This window comes from Duncaniella muris (genome assembly GCF_003024805.1).
GTDB classification, from domain to species: Bacteria; Bacteroidota; Bacteroidia; order Bacteroidales; family Muribaculaceae; genus Duncaniella; species Duncaniella muris.
The window spans coordinates 72,802-88,300 of sequence record NZ_PUEC01000008.1 but is presented as its reverse complement, the minus strand read 5'-3'; the positions used below and the strand labels follow the sequence as shown (position 1 = coordinate 88,300).

Annotated in this window: 10 protein-coding genes; 6 read left to right on the top strand and 4 right to left on the bottom strand. The window is 51.9% G+C overall.

Annotated features, from left to right (window positions below; genetic code table 11):
* Positions 1-58: 58 nt before the first annotated feature.
* The 4 genes from thiL to sppA form a co-directional block, all read right to left on the bottom strand.
* Positions 59-1,114: a thiamine-phosphate kinase gene (thiL, locus tag C5O23_RS04990; RefSeq protein ID WP_107031844.1), complete on the bottom strand. Its 1,056-nt coding sequence runs from the start codon at positions 1,112-1,114 to the stop codon at positions 59-61.
* A 21-nt stretch (positions 1,115-1,135) separates the two neighbouring features.
* Positions 1,136-1,948: a purine-nucleoside phosphorylase gene (locus C5O23_RS04985; RefSeq protein ID WP_107031843.1), complete on the bottom strand. Its 813-nt coding sequence runs from the start codon at positions 1,946-1,948 to the stop codon at positions 1,136-1,138.
* Positions 1,949-2,024: 76 nt separating this feature from the next.
* Positions 2,025-3,122, bottom strand: a complete 1,098-nt coding sequence (lpxK, locus tag C5O23_RS04980; RefSeq protein WP_107031842.1) for a tetraacyldisaccharide 4'-kinase — start codon at positions 3,120-3,122, stop codon at positions 2,025-2,027.
* A 26-nt stretch (positions 3,123-3,148) separates the two neighbouring features.
* Entirely contained in the window at positions 3,149-4,936 is a 1,788-nt protein-coding gene (sppA, locus tag C5O23_RS04975) for a signal peptide peptidase SppA (RefSeq protein ID WP_107031841.1), read from the bottom strand.
* 420 nt (positions 4,937-5,356) lie between these two features.
* Here sppA and C5O23_RS04965 point away from each other — a divergent pair, with 420 nt between their 5' ends.
* The 6 genes from C5O23_RS04965 to C5O23_RS04940 all read left to right on the top strand — a co-directional run bounded on the left by C5O23_RS04965 (position 5,357) and on the right by C5O23_RS04940 (position 15,498).
* Positions 5,357-6,232 (top strand): AraC family transcriptional regulator, encoded by an 876-nt coding sequence (locus C5O23_RS04965; protein WP_107031839.1) that lies wholly within the window; start codon positions 5,357-5,359, stop codon positions 6,230-6,232.
* Positions 6,233-6,297: 65 nt separating this feature from the next.
* On the top strand, positions 6,298-7,314 hold the full coding sequence (locus C5O23_RS04960) for a glycoside hydrolase family 5 protein (protein ID WP_107031838.1): 1,017 nt from the start codon (positions 6,298-6,300) through the stop codon (positions 7,312-7,314).
* Positions 7,315-7,354: 40 nt separating this feature from the next.
* The gene (locus C5O23_RS04955) at positions 7,355-8,836 is read left to right on the top strand and encodes a sialate O-acetylesterase (protein WP_107031837.1); all 1,482 of its coding nucleotides are present in this window, start codon (positions 7,355-7,357) and stop codon (positions 8,834-8,836) included.
* A 114-nt stretch (positions 8,837-8,950) separates the two neighbouring features.
* Positions 8,951-10,279 (top strand): glycoside hydrolase 5 family protein, encoded by a 1,329-nt coding sequence (locus tag C5O23_RS04950; RefSeq protein WP_107031836.1) that lies wholly within the window; start codon positions 8,951-8,953, stop codon positions 10,277-10,279.
* Positions 10,280-10,569: 290 nt separating this feature from the next.
* Positions 10,570-13,746: a SusC/RagA family TonB-linked outer membrane protein gene (locus C5O23_RS04945; protein ID WP_240597679.1), complete on the top strand. Its 3,177-nt coding sequence runs from the start codon at positions 10,570-10,572 to the stop codon at positions 13,744-13,746.
* Between the two features lie 18 nt (positions 13,747-13,764).
* Positions 13,765-15,498 (top strand): RagB/SusD family nutrient uptake outer membrane protein, encoded by a 1,734-nt coding sequence (locus C5O23_RS04940; RefSeq protein WP_107031834.1) that lies wholly within the window; start codon positions 13,765-13,767, stop codon positions 15,496-15,498.
* Position 15,499 lies beyond the last annotated feature (1 nt).

Below are 15,499 nucleotides of genomic sequence, written 5' to 3'. Positions count from 1 at the left end.
ATAATAAAAGTTAAAGCCGTGGAGGTTTTCGGAATGTTGACTGTCTGAGGGTGGAGACTTAAGCCTCTTTCTCAGGACTTTCGACCACTGGATCAGTTGCAGCAAGCGGGTTCCATCCCTGGGCACGGAGGGGTATTTCGGTGCCGTCGCGGGTGATCATGGCGCAGCCGAGCGAGGGTTTGGTTATATGGCCTATGAGTTTTACGCCCGGCAGTTTCTCGATCTGGTCATGGCAGTGGAGCGGCACGGTGAACAGAAGTTCATAGTCTTCTCCGCCGTTAAGGGCGGCGGTGACGAGATTCATGCCGAGTTCTTCGGCCATGATGGCAGTCTGATAGTCGATGGGGATGCGGTCTTCGTAGATGCGGCATCCGGCGTCGCTCTGCTTGCAGATGTGGAGCAGTTCGGAACTGAGTCCGTCACTGATGTCCATCATTGCGGTGGGCACGATTCCGGCTTTGGCCAGTTCTTCGATGATGTCGCGCCGAGCTTCGGGTTTGAGTTGTCGCTCTACGAGATACTCCTTGCCTTCGAACTGAGGGATGAAGTCCGGGCGGCCTGCAGAGGCGGTTTTTTCGCGTTCAAGGAGCTGGAGGCCCATGTAGGCGGCTCCGAGATCGCCTGAGACGCAGATCAGGTCTGTGTCTTTGGCTCCGGAGCGGCTGACTATTTTGTCGGCCGGAGCTTCTCCGATACAGGTGATCGAGATGACGAGTCCCTGACGCGAAGAGGTGGTGTCGCCACCTATGAGGTCTACGCCGTAGATCCGGCATGCGAGGCGGATTCCGGCAAAGAGCTCTTCAATGTGCTCTACAGTGAAGCGCTTGGATATGCCGAGTGAAACGGTGATCTGACGCGGTGTGCCGTTCATGGCGTAGACGTCAGAAAAGTTTACGATTGCCGATTTGTAGCCGAGGTGTTTCAGGGGCATATAGGTCAGGTCAAAGTGCACGCCCTCAAGCAGGAGGTCGGTGGTGACCAGTATGTCTGTGTCGTGGTTGCGGATCACGGCGCAGTCGTCGCCCACACCCTTGAGGGTAGACGCATTGACGTTTTCCAGATCCTGGGTCAGGCGGTCGATCAGTCCGAATTCGCCGAGTTGTGAAATCTCCATAATTTCTGTCGGCTGGCTGTGTCAGAAACGGTTGACAAGTTCTTTCATGATCTCAAGGCATTTGGGCTGTGCGATGAGAGCTGCTTGCTGCACTTCTTCGTGAGTCGGCACCTGGGTGACGTCTTTTCCGCCGAGGTCGGTGATTACGGAGAGGCCGAATACTCTCATGCCTGCATGGTTTGCCACGATCACTTCAGGTACGGTCGACATGCCAACGCAGTCGCCGCCGATGATGCGGTAGTATTCATATTCGGCGGGAGTCTCGAAGGTGGGGCCTGTCACTCCGACGTAGACGCCGTGCATGAGTCGGATGTTTTTCTCGGCGGCGATGGTGTCGGCGAGCGAGATGAGTTCCTTGTCATAGGCGTTGGTCATGGCCGGGAAGCGGGTGCCGAGTTCGTTGTAGTTTTTGCCTCGGAGGGGATTTTCAGGGAAGAGGTTGATGTGGTCGGTGATGACCATTACGTCGCCGACAACGAATTCCTTGTTCATGCCTCCTGAGGCGTTGCTTACGAATAGGGTGTCGACTCCGAGGGCCTTGAATACGCGCACGGGGAAGGTGACCTGCTTCATGTCATAGCCTTCGTAGTAGTGGAAACGGCCTTGCATGGCGATTACTTTCTTGCCGCCGAGTGTGCCGAAGATGAGGTTGCCGCTGTGGCCTTCGACTGTAGATACGGGGAAGTTGGGGATTTCGGAGTAGGGGATGAACAGTTTGTCGTCCATGTGGTCTACAAGAGCTCCAAGACCTGTGCCGAGTATGATGGCGGTTTTGGGCATATCGGCTACTTTCGAGCGCAGAAAGTCGGCCGTCTGGTTGATTTGTTCTAACATAAGGGGAATGGTATTGATGATTATACTCGATTAACTTTGTTTCTTTTCAGTTGAGTTGCCTGGATGGAAAAAGGGCTCAGGATTTAAACAAACGTGAGTCACGGATGGTTTTCTCTATTCCGGCTGTAAATTCGGTCTCTCCGCGGTCAATGAATTCTACTTTGATGGGTACGTAGAAGATTGACCTTTTGAGGCGGTGGGGAAAATAGGGGTTGTTGAGTATGCGCACGGCATCTTTCTCGGTGGTGACGATGAATTTGTTGTCGGATGGCAGTTCGTCGAAGAGACGGGTGATGTCATCCATGTCAGAGGCCGTGAAATTGTGGTGGTCGGTGAAGCGTTTGAGCTTGACCTTGGCTTTGTGGCGACGGAGGAAGCGGACAAATGGCTTGGGGTTGGCCACTCCGGTGATGACGAGGATCGCCGTGTCGGCTTTCTGGCAGTCAAGGGCCGGGATGTCAGCGGTCTCTTCGGGGAATATGGGCACGAGATGTCCGTAGTTGTAACGCGAGAAGTAGAGTTTCTGGAAGGGGAAGAGCTTTAGGTTCTCTTCGAAAAGCCGGTAGTGCATCGGCTTCATATCGATCGGGCATTTTGTCACTACCACTATGTCGGCCCGGTTGAGAGCGCGGGCCGATTCGCGCAGGCGCCCGTAGGGGAGAATTTTGTCGTTGAATATCGGGCGGTTGTATTCGGTCAGGATGACGGATACCGACGGTTTGACGTAGCGGTGCTGGAAGGCGTCGTCAAGGATAATCATGTTGAGATCGGGGTTGATCTCTCGCATCTGGCGGATGCCTTCTGAGCGTTTTTCGCAGACAGCGACAGTGATGTCCGGGCCGAATTTGCGGTAGATCTGATAGGATTCATCGCCGATGTCCTCAGGGCGTGACTGTGGAGAGGCGAGGACGAAGCCTTTGGTGGCGCGCCGGTAGCCGCGTGAGAGCACACCGATGTTGTATTTCCCCAATAGTGATTCGACTATGTATTCGACGTGGGGAGTCTTTCCGGTGCCTCCCATTGCGAGGTTTCCGACGACTACGATCGGGATGTCAAATTCCTGCTGCTTCAGAACGCCGTAGTCAAACATTTTGTTGCGCACCACCATTCCGATCCCGTAGAGTTTCGAGATCGGATAGAGCAGGAGCATTGATAGAAGTTTGTTGCGGGCCACTGAATAATTGTTTTTTAGAGGTTGTTTCAGAGATTCACTTTTGTGAATTCCATGCGGCACTGGAGCACCGACATGCCTTTGACCTGGCGGATAGCGTCATAGAGTGAGCACATTTCGCCGAGTTCCTGGCGCATGATGGCAGCCTTGATGTCTTCGATTCCGGCTTCAAGGAGCAGGTCATACCATTTGTCTTTGGCCACGGGGTAGGAGTGGACAGTGTATGACTCTACGTTGAGCTGCCTGGCCATTGCCGCCAATGCCGTGTCAAGACCTCCGAGTTCGTCGACCAGGCCGAGTTTCAGGGCTTCGGTTCCGTCCCACACGCGGCCTTCGCCGATTGCCTTGATTGAGTCCTGCGACATGCCGCGGCCTTCGGCGCAACGCGAGGTGAAGAGTTCATAGCCTCTGTTGACATAGGCCTGCATGGAGGTTTTCTGCGCTTCGGTCATCGGTTCAAGGATGGTAGGGAAGTTGCTGTTGGCGTTGGTGGTCACGGTTGATACGCCGATGCCGATCTTGTCATTCACGAGTCCGCTGAAGTCTGGGATCATACCGAAGATACCTATTGATCCGGTGAGAGTGACGGGCTGGGCGAATATGCGGTCGGCTCCGCAGCTGATGTAGTAACCTCCGGAGGCGGCATAGTCAGCCATAGAGACGTAGAAGGGATTGCCGGTCAGCTTCTTGTATTGTTCAAGCGCTTCCCAGATCTGTTCGGATGCGAAGGCGCTTCCTCCGGGCGAGTTCACATACATGATGAGGCCGTCGATGTCGTTGTCTTCAGCAAGTTCAAGGATTTCGGGTACCAGTTCCGAGGCTACGATGCCGTTGCCGCTGTTATCGGTAATCTCGCCTGTGGCATAGAGCACGGCAATGTTGGCGCCTTTGCCGCTGCCCACCTTGCCGGTGTCGGCGACTTTGGCATACTGGGCTGTGGTTATGGTTTTTATGTCTTTTATTTTGTCGCATCCGGTGAGGTCGGCGATCTTGCGGTCGAATTCGTGGCGGTAGAGGAGTCCGTCGACGATTTTGAGGTCTTTATATGTGGAGGCGTCTTTTGTAAACACAAAATCATCGGCCCATTTGTTGACATCGGCAACGGTGACTCCGCGGGCATCGGCGATGGTGGTGCAGATGTCGTTCCAGATGTTTTTGAGGAAGAGTTGCGCCTGTTCGCGAGCCGGGTCGCTCATTTTGTCGAGGAGATAAGGTTCGACGGCGCTTTTGTAGGTGCCGACTTTAACTACCTGCATGTCGACTCCGAGTTTGTCAAGCAGTCTCTTGTAGTAAAGCGATGAAAGGCTGAGGCCGCTGATTTCTACCATTCCGACGGGGTTGATGAAGACACTGTCGGCCACCGATGCCACATAGTAGTCGCCCTGGGTATATGCATCGGCATATGCGTAGATCCATTTCTCAGGGGCATTCTTCTTGAAGTCTTTCAGTGCTTCGATGATGGCGGTAAGCTGAGCGATTCCGGCTGATACGCCGCTGCAGTTCATGACTATGCCTTCAATGCGGTCATCGGAGGCTGCTGCGGTGACTGCTCCGGTGATGTCGGCGAGCACCTGGGCGTTTTTCTCAAGTCCTCCACCGCGGATTGCTTCCCGGATGTCGATTTTCGGGGCACGGTCATAGATGGTTCCTGAGAGATCGACGCAGAGCACGGAGTTGTTGCTGACGTTGACTGTGGTGTTGCCGCCTGACGATGCCATAGCGGCTGCTATGACTATGAAAATGCCGATGACAGCAAGGAAGAGGGAGAACCAGATACCTGCAAGCGCACCGAGAAACGAGATGAGGAAATTCTTCATTTTAGTTAGTTGTGATAGATTGATAGCGCTAAAACTCTACAAAAGTACGACATCACGGCGGCAATAACAAATTTTCGGCTATTTAATTAATGTATATATACCTATATTATAGCGATCTGTTGCATTATGGCTGTCTGTGGCGGGCGAGTCCGGAATATGGGGTGAGACCGGCGGAGGGTGCGTTTATGTGCTTGTTTGTGCACGTTTTGCCTCGTAGGTGCTAAAATTATGTTCTCGCAGATGAATTATTGATACTTTTTTAACAAATAAGTGTCAAAAATAGTCAAATTGAGCATCTTTGTGACATTTTTATGCAATATAATCAAAATAATGTTTATCTTTGTGAGCAAACCTTTAAAAACCTGAATCGGACAAAAGGATTTACCTGCCTTATTGTTATTTCTACATAGAGTCTCGACCATGAACAAGATCATAACCGAAATCACGCCGCTGTCTGAAAAAGATTGCTTCTATCTAATAGACAGATATAAAGACAGATTTACATACCCCATTCATCGCCATGAGGAGTATGAGTTGAACTTTGTTTCAAATTGTGACGGAGCGCGTAGGGTTGTGGGTGATTCCATAGAGAGACTTGGGATGTATGACCTGGTGCTTATCGGCAACGGAATCGAACACGGCTGGGAGCAGCATGAGTGTATGAGTGACAAGATACGTGAGATAACGATACAATTTTCATCTGACCTTTTCGGCTCGTCGTTTCTCGCCAAGACCCAGCTTTCGAGCATCCGCCGGATGCTTGATCTCAGTTCCAACGGCATAGCCTTTACAGTGGAAAGCATCATGAAGGTCTATCATAAACTTGACAATCTGACCAAGATCGAATCAGGTTTTTACCGGATGCTCGAACTGATGTCGATACTCTATGAACTTGCCGAGGGCGGACATTACCGCAAGCTGTCAAGCTCGTCGTTCGCCTCGCTCAAGCCGACGGGCGACAGCCGTAGGGTGCAGAAAGTGCAGGACCATATCAACAAACATTATAAAGAAGACATACGCCTGAACGACCTGGCAGATCTGGTGGGAATGACTCCCACGGCATTCAGCCGCTTTTTCAAGCTGCGCACCGGGCGCTCGATTTCAGACTATGTGATCGACATCCGTCTGGGCCATGCCTCCCGTCAGCTCGTCGACTCGACCACGTCTGTTGCCGAGATCTGTTATGAGTGCGGTTTCAACAACGTCTCTAACTTCAACCGTATATTCAAAAAGAAGAAAGGCAATTCCCCCAAGGTGTTCCGCGAGATCTATCAGCATCACAAGATGCTTGTCTGAGATCCGGCTCCTTGATATAATGATAAATCAAAGCTCCACAAACCATAAAGAATCACTATTCAAGTATGAAAACATTATTTACTACATTTATTTCCGCAGTAGTGCTCTCCGCTCTGGTGGGTTGCGGAGGCACTGCTGCAAAAAGCGAATCGACAGACAATGACAGCACATCGGCATTTGTCAGCCCCCTCCACGTCAGCGGAACGGCTCTTCTGAACCAGGCAGGCGACACTATGGTGCTCAACGGGCCCTCGCTCGGCTGGCACTGCAACTGGGGCCGATTCTACAATGAAGGGACAGTCCGTGCGCTCAAGGAAAACTGGGGTGCCAACATCACCCGTGCGGCTATCGGCGCACATCCCTCAGGCGACTGTGTCAACGGTTATTCCCTCGATTCTGTAAATGCCGTGAACCTTGCCATGAAAGTGATCGATGCGGCCATTGCAAACGATATGTATATCATCTGCGACTGGCATTCGCACAATAACACACTGGAGGACGCAAAGAAATTCTTCACCGTGATCACAGAAAAGTACGGTGACACCCCTAACATACTGTATGAGATCTGGAACGAGCCGCTCGACATCCCCTGGCAGGAAATCAAGAACTATGCCGAGGAGGTGATTCCCGTGATCCGCAAGAACGCCCCCAATGCGGTGGTGATCGTAGGCACTCCCAAATGGGACCAGGACGTGGACATTGCCGCTGAAGATCCGGTCGATGCTCCGAACCTGCTCTATTCGCTCCACTACTACGCCGGGACCCATAAGGACTGGAACCGCGAGAAGGCTCAGAAGGCTCTTGATGCCGGTCTGCCGCTGATCATTTCGGAATGCGGCTCGATGGACCACACCGGCGATGGCCCGATCGACTATGAGTCATGGCAGCAGTGGATGGATTTCGCTGACCGAAACAACATCTCGGTGCTGATGTGGGACATCGCAGACAAGAACGAAACCTGCTCGATGATCTCGGCCTCGGCCTCGGACAACGGTCTGGAGTGGAAAGAAGAAGATCTCAAAGAGTGGGCAAAACTCGCCCGCAAGACCGTCGGCGAGCGCAACAGCCGCTATTCAAAATAAGTAAGGAATATATAAAATCAGACAACTGTCATAAAACACTATGGGCATCTTGAAAAACCGTCTGGCAAGCGCGATTCTTCTTTCGGCATTTGCCGGCAGCGCGCTCGCAGTAGAGCTCCCCGACATCATCAGTGACAACGCCGTATTCCAGCAGAACTCAATGGCGAAACTGTGGGGCTGGACCGATCCGGGCTGCACCGTGACCGTCACTCCCTCATGGAGCGGAGGCAAAGCCTACAAGGCCAAGGCCGACGGCAAGACCGGCCGCTGGGAAGTCAGCGTGGCCACTCCGGCCGCCTCGTTTGCCCCGCAAAGCGTAAGTTTCGACGATGGCAAAGCACCGGCGAAGATCGACAATGTGCTCATAGGCGAAGTCTGGTTCTGCTCCGGACAGTCGAACATGGAGATGCCCCTGCGTGGCTTCTGGTGCCAGCCGGTTGAAGGCGCCGCCCAGGCCATAGCTTATTCAGGCAAATATCCGGGCATCAGAATGGCCACCGTGCCGAAGCGAGGCTCCTACACTCCCGAAGACCGCGTGGAAGGCAAGTGGCAGCTGTCGCGCCCTGAAAACGCCCCTGATTTCTCGGCCCTCGCATACTTTTTTGCCACCTCTCTGACTGATATCCTCGATGTGCCTGTCGGCATCATCAGCTGTGCCTACGGCGGATCTAAGGTGGAGGGCTGGATGCCGAAATGGAAACTCGACGAGTATCCCGACTGGAATGTGGCCAAAGAAAAGGCTCAGCCCGACTCAGTGCTTAAGGAATACGAACGCATCAACGTGATGTACAACGCCATGCTTCACCCCGTGATCGGCTACACGATCAAAGGCTTTCTCTGGAACCAGGGCGAGTCAAACGTAGGCCGCCATAAGGAATATCCCTTTCACCAGCGTGACATGGTCAAGATCTGGCGCGATGAATGGGGCCTCGGAGAGCTGCCATTCTATTTCGTGGAACTTCCGGGCTGGAAATACGGCAACGGCGAGGAAACCGCCGCGGCCCTCTTCCGCGAATGTCAGCACAAAGCCGCCGAGATCACCCCCAACAGCGGCATTGTCTGCACCACAGACCTTATGTATCCCTTCGAACTTGAAGACATCCATGCCCGCCGCAAGCAGGAAATAGGGGAGCGCCTGGCCTTCATGGCCGCAAACCGCACATACGGCATAAAGGGCATACCTTCGACCTATCCCTCGTTCAAAGCTGTCGATCTGCAGGGCGACAAGGCAGTGGTCAGCTTCAACAACGCCGATGCCGGACTAAACCCCAACATGGATCTCCAGGGCTTCGAGGTAGCAGGCGATGACCGCATCTTCTATCCTGCAAAAGCATCGGAAGACTGGAATCTCCACACCGTAACCGTAAGCTCCGACAAGGTCAAAGACATAAAAGCCGTGCGCTACTGCTTCAACAACTTTGCAATCGGAACGCTGAAAGACATGAACGGAATGCCGCTCATCCCCTTCCGTTCCGATGACTGGGACGACGCCCGCCGCGCATGTAACCTTACCGAAAAATAAACCTCTGCAAGAGAACTGTCTCCCCCCTGCAGAAGCGAAAAGATACAAACCGATACAACCTCTAACAATTCCACTGACCCGCAGCCGCTCAGAGGCTGCAAAAATTTAAACCGCATGAAACATTATAGAAGCCTGATGATTTCCGCCCTCCTCTCACTCCTCGGATCTGCATTCTTCTCCTGCTCAGGCGGGACCGGAAACTCATCGGCCTCTGCCGAGGCCGACACCGCATTTGTGACAGTCCGTGACGGACAATTCTACATCGGTGACTCGGCCTACCGCTACGTAGGCACCAACTTCTGGTATGGCGCCATACTTGCCTCGGAAGGACGCGGAGGCAACCGCGAGCGTCTCGCCCGCGAACTCGACAGCCTGCAGCAGCTTGGCGTCAGCAACCTCCGCATCCTTGCCGGCGGCGACGGCCGCGAAGGTCTCGCCTCCCACATAGAACCCGTAATGCAGACAGCGCCCGGAGTCTATAACGACACCCTCCTGCGCGGTCTCGACTACCTCATAGCCGACCTCGAAAAGCGTGGCATGAAAGCCGTCATCTATCTCAACAACGCCTGGGAATGGAGCGGAGGCTTCTCCACCTACCTCGAATGGTCCGGAGCCGGCGAAGCCGTAAACCCCGCCGACGCAGGCTATCCGGCCTACATGGCCTATGCCGCCAACTTCGTGCGCAACGACTCAGCCAAAGCCCTTGCCGCCGCCCACGTGCGCAATATTGTAGGCCGTCAGAACACCGTCACCGGCCGCCCCTACTCGCAGTCACCGGCCATCATGGCCTGGCAGATAGCCAACGAACCGCGCCCCTTCGCCCAGGAAAGCATGCGCCCCTTCGCCGAATGGATCGCCGAGACAGCCGGACTGATCAAAAGCATCGACCCCAACCACCTCGTCTCCATAGGCAGCGAAGGCTCCTGGGGTTGCGAAAACTCCATAGACCTCTGGTCGGAAATCCACTCGGACCCCAACGTAGACTATGCCACCATCCATATCTGGCCCTACAACTGGAGCTGGGTGCGCCCCGAAACACTCACTGACAGCGTCGACACAGCCATAGCCAACACCGACGCTTATATCGCCGCCCACCACCACGCCCTCGCAGCCCTCGCCGGCGGCGACCGCTCGAAACTCAAACCCCTCGTGCTTGAAGAATTCGGCTACCCCCGCGACGGCATGGCCATAACCCCCGGATCGCCCGTCACAGGCCGTGACCGCTATTATAAATATGTGTTCAACGAAGTAGCCGACGGCGGCCGCCTCGCAGGCCTCAACTTCTGGGGCTGGGGAGGCACAGCGCGCCCCGCTCATGAAACCTGGCAGCCCGGCGACGACTACACCGGCGACCCCGCCCAGGAAGCCCAGGGCCTCAACTCGGTCTTCGACACCGACTCCACCACCGTAGCCATCATCCGTAGCATCAACGAACGTCTGTAAATCAGCTTATTGTACATAGTACACAGAATGTTTTTAACGCAGTTTATGTTAAAATAGTATCATATTTTAACGCAAATATCGATTCTTTGCAAAAAAGTGTTAGTAGGTGATAAAAAAGTGTAAGTCGCATCGCCGACTTTGCACTACATTTGCCATATCGTAGTGAAAAGTAAACCACATATAAACGCATTCATTAACTCTAAAACCAATATCTCTTACCTTAAAATTGCAATATGAAAAGTAAAAATTTTGGCCTTAGAGGTCTGCTGACGGCATTGATGCTATGCTTCATGCTCTCCGCCGTCGCCCAGGTCTCAGTTAAAGGTATCGTGCAGGATAAGTCGGGCGAACCGCTTATCGGCGCGACAGTGCAAGAGAAGGGCAACACCGCCAACGGTACCGCCACCGGTATCGACGGCGACTTCGCACTCAAAGTGAAGTCGACAAAGTCCGTTCTCATAGTATCTTACGTGGGAATGAAATCCCAGGAAGTAGCGCTCAACGGGCGCACCGACCTCACCGTCACCCTTGAAGATGACTCAGAACTTCTCGACGAAGTCGTAGTGGTAGGTTACGGTACAATGAAAAAGAGCGACCTCGCCGGCGCGTCAACCTCGCTTGGCGAAAATGCGATCAAAGGCTCTGTCATTACCAATATCGACCAGTCTTTTCAGGGACGTGCTTCCGGTGTATCAGCTGTGACCACATCAGGTGCCCCCGGTTCGTCAAGTTCTATCCGTGTCCGCGGTCAGGCCACCATTAACGCCAACGCAGAGCCACTCTACGTTATTGACGGCGTGATTGTCCAGTCTGCAGGCGGTTCAAGCGGTCACCAGCTGGGTCTTGGAGATGCTCTTGGGAACGGCGATGTCACATCGGTATCTCCTCTTTCCACTATCAACCCCTCAGACATTGTCTCGATGGAAATCCTCAAAGACGCCTCTGCAACCGCCATATATGGTGCACAGGGCGCCAACGGTGTTGTGCTCATCACCACCAAGCGCGGTAAAGCCGGCGAAGCCAAGTTCACATATGACGGCATGGTCGCATGGCAGCGCCAGAACGAGCGTCTCGACATCATGAATCTGCGTGAATACGCTGAATACTTTAATGATTTTGTCGCTGACGGTCAGGCAAAATCAGACCCTTATCTTTCAGATCCTTCACTGCTCGGAAAAGGTACAAACTGGCAGGATGCAATCTTCCGCACCGCACTCCAGCATCAGCATCAGGTCGGTGTACAGGGAGGTACTGAAAAAGTACAGTATTATATTTCCGGATCATTCATGGATCAGGAAGGAACAATCATCGGCTCTGATTTTTCGCGCTATTCATTCCGTGTAAACCTTGACTCTCAGCTGAAATCATGGCTTAAAGTCGGTTTGTCAGCCAACTATGCCAATACCGATGAAAATCTGAAACTTGCAGATTCTGAAAGCGGTATTGTCAACTATTCGCTTACAACCAATCCGGATATACCTATCTATAATATCGACGGAAGCTATGCGACCATTGTGCGCGAAGGTCAGACCAATCCCAATCCCGTAGCAATCGCGATGCTTGATGAAATCAAACTTGGCCGTCAGAAACTCAACGGCAATTTCTTCTTGGAAATTCAGCCTGTAAAGCAACTCGTGTGGCACTCTGAATTTGGCTATGATATCAACTGGGTAAAAGCACAGACTTACAAACCGGTGATCGACCTCGGTTCCTGGAAGCGCGATGAGAACTCTGCGGCGATGTCGCGTAGTAAATATACTTTCTGGCAGGTAAAGAACTACCTTACATGGAGCGACAAGATCAGTCTGCTCAACTATTCGATAATGCTTGGTCAGGAATGTTGGGAATCCAAATATGAGGATACCCGAATCTCCAATACCCGCCTCCCCAATGACCTTGTACATAATCCATATCTCGGAACCGGAACACAAGCCTTTACAAATGGTTACGGTTCAAGCGCTATGGCTTCATTCTTCACCCGCGAGACTCTTAACTGGGACGGCCGCTATATGCTGACTTATACATATCGTTACGATGGATCTTCAAACTTCGGCCCCAACAACCGTTGGGCCGGATTCCACTCAGTAGCCGGTGCATGGCGTTTCAGCAATGAAAAATTCTTCGCCGGTATATCAGACTGGTTCAACAACGGTAAACTCCGTCTTGGCTGGGGTCAGACCGGTAATGCCGGAAATCAGGGTTATCTGTGGGGATCTCCTCTCAGCTCACGCATCATGACCGGTCTTGGAGTCAGCTATCGTCCTACTCAGATCGCCAACCCGAATATCAAATGGGAATCTCAGGAACAGTGGAATATCGGTCTTGATCTTTCCTTCCTGAATAATCGCATTGACCTCATTCTCGACCTCTATACCAAGGAATCCAAGGATATGCTCATGCAGCAGCAGCTTCCGACCTATATGGGAACAAACGGAAACGAATCTTCTCAACTTGGAGCACCTTGGGGCAACTACGGCGACATCCGCAATCAGGGTCTTGAAATCACACTTAATACCCGTCCGGTTGAAACCAAGGATTTTTCATGGGGATCGGATTTTGTGATTTCGTTCAACCGGAATAAACTTGTCAAGATCGACGGCAGTGATGCATCTGTCATCATGGGCTATGGCCAGTGGTCTGATGAAGTAGCCCGCTCGGTAGTAGGCAAATCTCTTTACAATTTCTTCGGTTATGTAACCGACGGAGTATATCGCGATCTTGAAGATATTCAGAACTCTCCGAAGCCTGCCGCCTATCCGACAAACGGAGTTTTCAACAGAAATCAGACCGTATGGCCCGGCGACATCAAGTTCAAGGATATCAGCGGTCCTGAGGGCAGGCCCGATGGCATAATTGATGCTTATGACCGTACTGATATTGGCTCTCCCATGCCTAAATTTACTTTCGGCTGGACAAACACATTCAGATATAAGGATTTCGACCTTTCGATTTTCCTCAACGGCTCATATGGCAACAAGGTGATGAACTATATGTCGAAGAATCTTACAAAAATGACTTCTTCGTGGGGAAATCAGCTGGCTGTTGTCAACGACCGTGCCAAGCTCGTGCCCATTGACCCGACCAAGGTTTATCCTGACGGACAGTATTGGTATGATGATATCACCAATGTTCGCGTGGAAAACTACAAGACTAAAATACCGCGTCTTACAACTGGTAATCCTAACGCAAACGACCGCATCTCCGACCGTTATATAGAAGACGGTTCCTATATCAGAATCAAGAACATTACTTTAGGTTATACTTTCCCATCCAGACTGATTCGCAAAATGAGACTCGAAAACCTGAGAGTCTATTGCAATCTGCAGAATCTTCACACCTTTACCAAATATAAAGGTTATGATCCTGAAATCGGTGCAAGCTCGTCATCTGCCAATGTTTATGGACTTGACAATGGTCGTTATCCTTCGCCGACAGTCTATTCATTCGGCTTAAACGTATCATTCTAACTTCTCAGATTCCAAATCATGAAAATATCAAATTTAAAATATTGCATTCCTGTTGCCTTGATGGGACTCGGCTTCTCTTCATGTGAGGATTTCCTTGACCGTCCGAAAGAAGACGGCTATGTTGTAGACCAGTTCTATCAGAGTGATGAAGAATGTGCCCAGGGTGTCAACTATCTTTATTCTATGCCTTGGAACGACATGCTTCAGCAGCTTTATCATATCACGGAAGACCTTGCCGGCAACTGTCACGAAAGCGGTGACAATGCTCCATTCGTTCTCTTCTCTGTTGATGGAAGCCATGCGAAAATCAGATCCTGCTCGGAAGCCCTTTGGCAGACTAATGCGCACTGCAACACCGTCTACGGACTCCTGAAAGGCGCAAACGCTTCCAGCTATGCCAAGGAACGCGCTATGGGTGAGGCTCTGACCCTGAAAGCACTTGCTTATTTCTATATTGTCAGACTTTGGGGCGATGTGCCTTTGGTTCATGACAACGGTTCGGAAATCGGTGCCGGCATCTCGAATACAAAGCCTAAAGTGGACCGTCAGGATATTTACGAATATATTGTGATGACACTTGAAGAGGCTCTTAGACTCCTTGAGGGCAAAAAATATGAACCCGGTCGCATTGACTATTATTCTGCTGAAGGCCTGTTGGCAAAAGTTCTTCTGACCCGTTCAGGCCTTGGTATGGATGGCAGCCGCAATCAGGATGATCTTGATGCCGCCGCCCGTTATGCAAAAGATGTCATTGACAATTCTGGCCGCAGTCTGCTCTCTAACTATGAGGACAACTTCAAACTTGAATTTAATAAGAATGAGGAAGCCTTGATTACTCTTGCCTGGTATGGTTCGCGCGATCCTTGGACTGCCAACAACTATTTGCAGCAGGAGGTCGGTATGAACGGTTTTGACAGCTACGGACAGTGCTGGGGTGACTGGACAGTTCCTTCTGTCGATCTTCAGGAGGCATTCGGCGTGAGCCCTCTGCGTTCGCCTGAGCAGAACCCCTCTGCCGATACCCGCCGCAAAGCCACTATGATGATGCCTGGTGATGTCTATTCCCAGTTCTGGCGCAATAAAGGCGGTTTTGACTATCTGCGGTTCCTCTATGATGAAGAGTATGCTCCCGGTAAAACATATCAGCTGAACTCCGGAACCGGAGCGAATCAGGTTAAACACCTCTATGGAAACTCGGAGGATCACTATCAGGGCCTCGGCTATTATCCGCAGGAACAGGCCAACGGTCTTGCAACCCATCTGCTCCGTCTTTCGGACATTTATCTCATCTATGCCGAGGCTGTAATAGGCAATAACTCTTCGACTTCCGATGCATCGGCAATTGATGCTTTTTATGCTGTGCGCTCACGCGCCGTCCACGGTGCAATTCGTCCTGCTTCCGTTTCGTTTGATGATGTCTGGAAAGAGCGCCGTCTGGAACTCGCTTTTGAAGGTGACCGTTGGTTTGACTACGTACGTCGCAGCTATTACGATGCCGCAGCTTGCAGCCGTGAGCTTGAAAGCCAGCGCAGATCTACTTATTACGGACTTGATGACCTCTATAAGACATATTATGAAACAGGCCGCTGGGAAGTCACTTCTTCGGTACGCTACGCAGATGAAATGGAACCCAACATTACAGTCGACAAGTCGAAATACACTCTTCCTCTGCCCGAAACCGATATCGTATTCAATCCCTCGCTGATGAAAGATCCGATTCGTGTGGATGTCCGTTCAGAATATTCCTATTAAT

Excerpts from the sequence above, each read along its gene's own strand:
- thiL (WP_107031844.1), bottom strand. The coding sequence starts at position 1,114 with ATGGAGATTTCACAACTCGGCGAATTCGGACTGATCGACCGCCTGACC.
- C5O23_RS04985 (WP_107031843.1), bottom strand. The coding sequence starts at position 1,948 with ATGTTAGAACAAATCAACCAGACGGCCGACTTTCTGCGCTCGAAAGTA.
- sppA (WP_107031841.1), bottom strand. The coding sequence starts at position 4,936 with ATGAAGAATTTCCTCATCTCGTTTCTCGGTGCGCTTGCAGGTATCTGG.
- C5O23_RS04965 (WP_107031839.1), top strand. The coding sequence starts at position 5,357 with ATGAACAAGATCATAACCGAAATCACGCCGCTGTCTGAAAAAGATTGC.
- C5O23_RS04960 (WP_107031838.1), top strand. The coding sequence starts at position 6,298 with ATGAAAACATTATTTACTACATTTATTTCCGCAGTAGTGCTCTCCGCT.
- C5O23_RS04955 (WP_107031837.1), top strand. The coding sequence starts at position 7,355 with ATGGGCATCTTGAAAAACCGTCTGGCAAGCGCGATTCTTCTTTCGGCA.
- C5O23_RS04950 (WP_107031836.1), top strand. The coding sequence starts at position 8,951 with ATGAAACATTATAGAAGCCTGATGATTTCCGCCCTCCTCTCACTCCTC.
- C5O23_RS04945 (WP_240597679.1), top strand. The coding sequence starts at position 10,570 with ATGCTCTCCGCCGTCGCCCAGGTCTCAGTTAAAGGTATCGTGCAGGAT.
- C5O23_RS04940 (WP_107031834.1), top strand. The coding sequence starts at position 13,765 with ATGAAAATATCAAATTTAAAATATTGCATTCCTGTTGCCTTGATGGGA.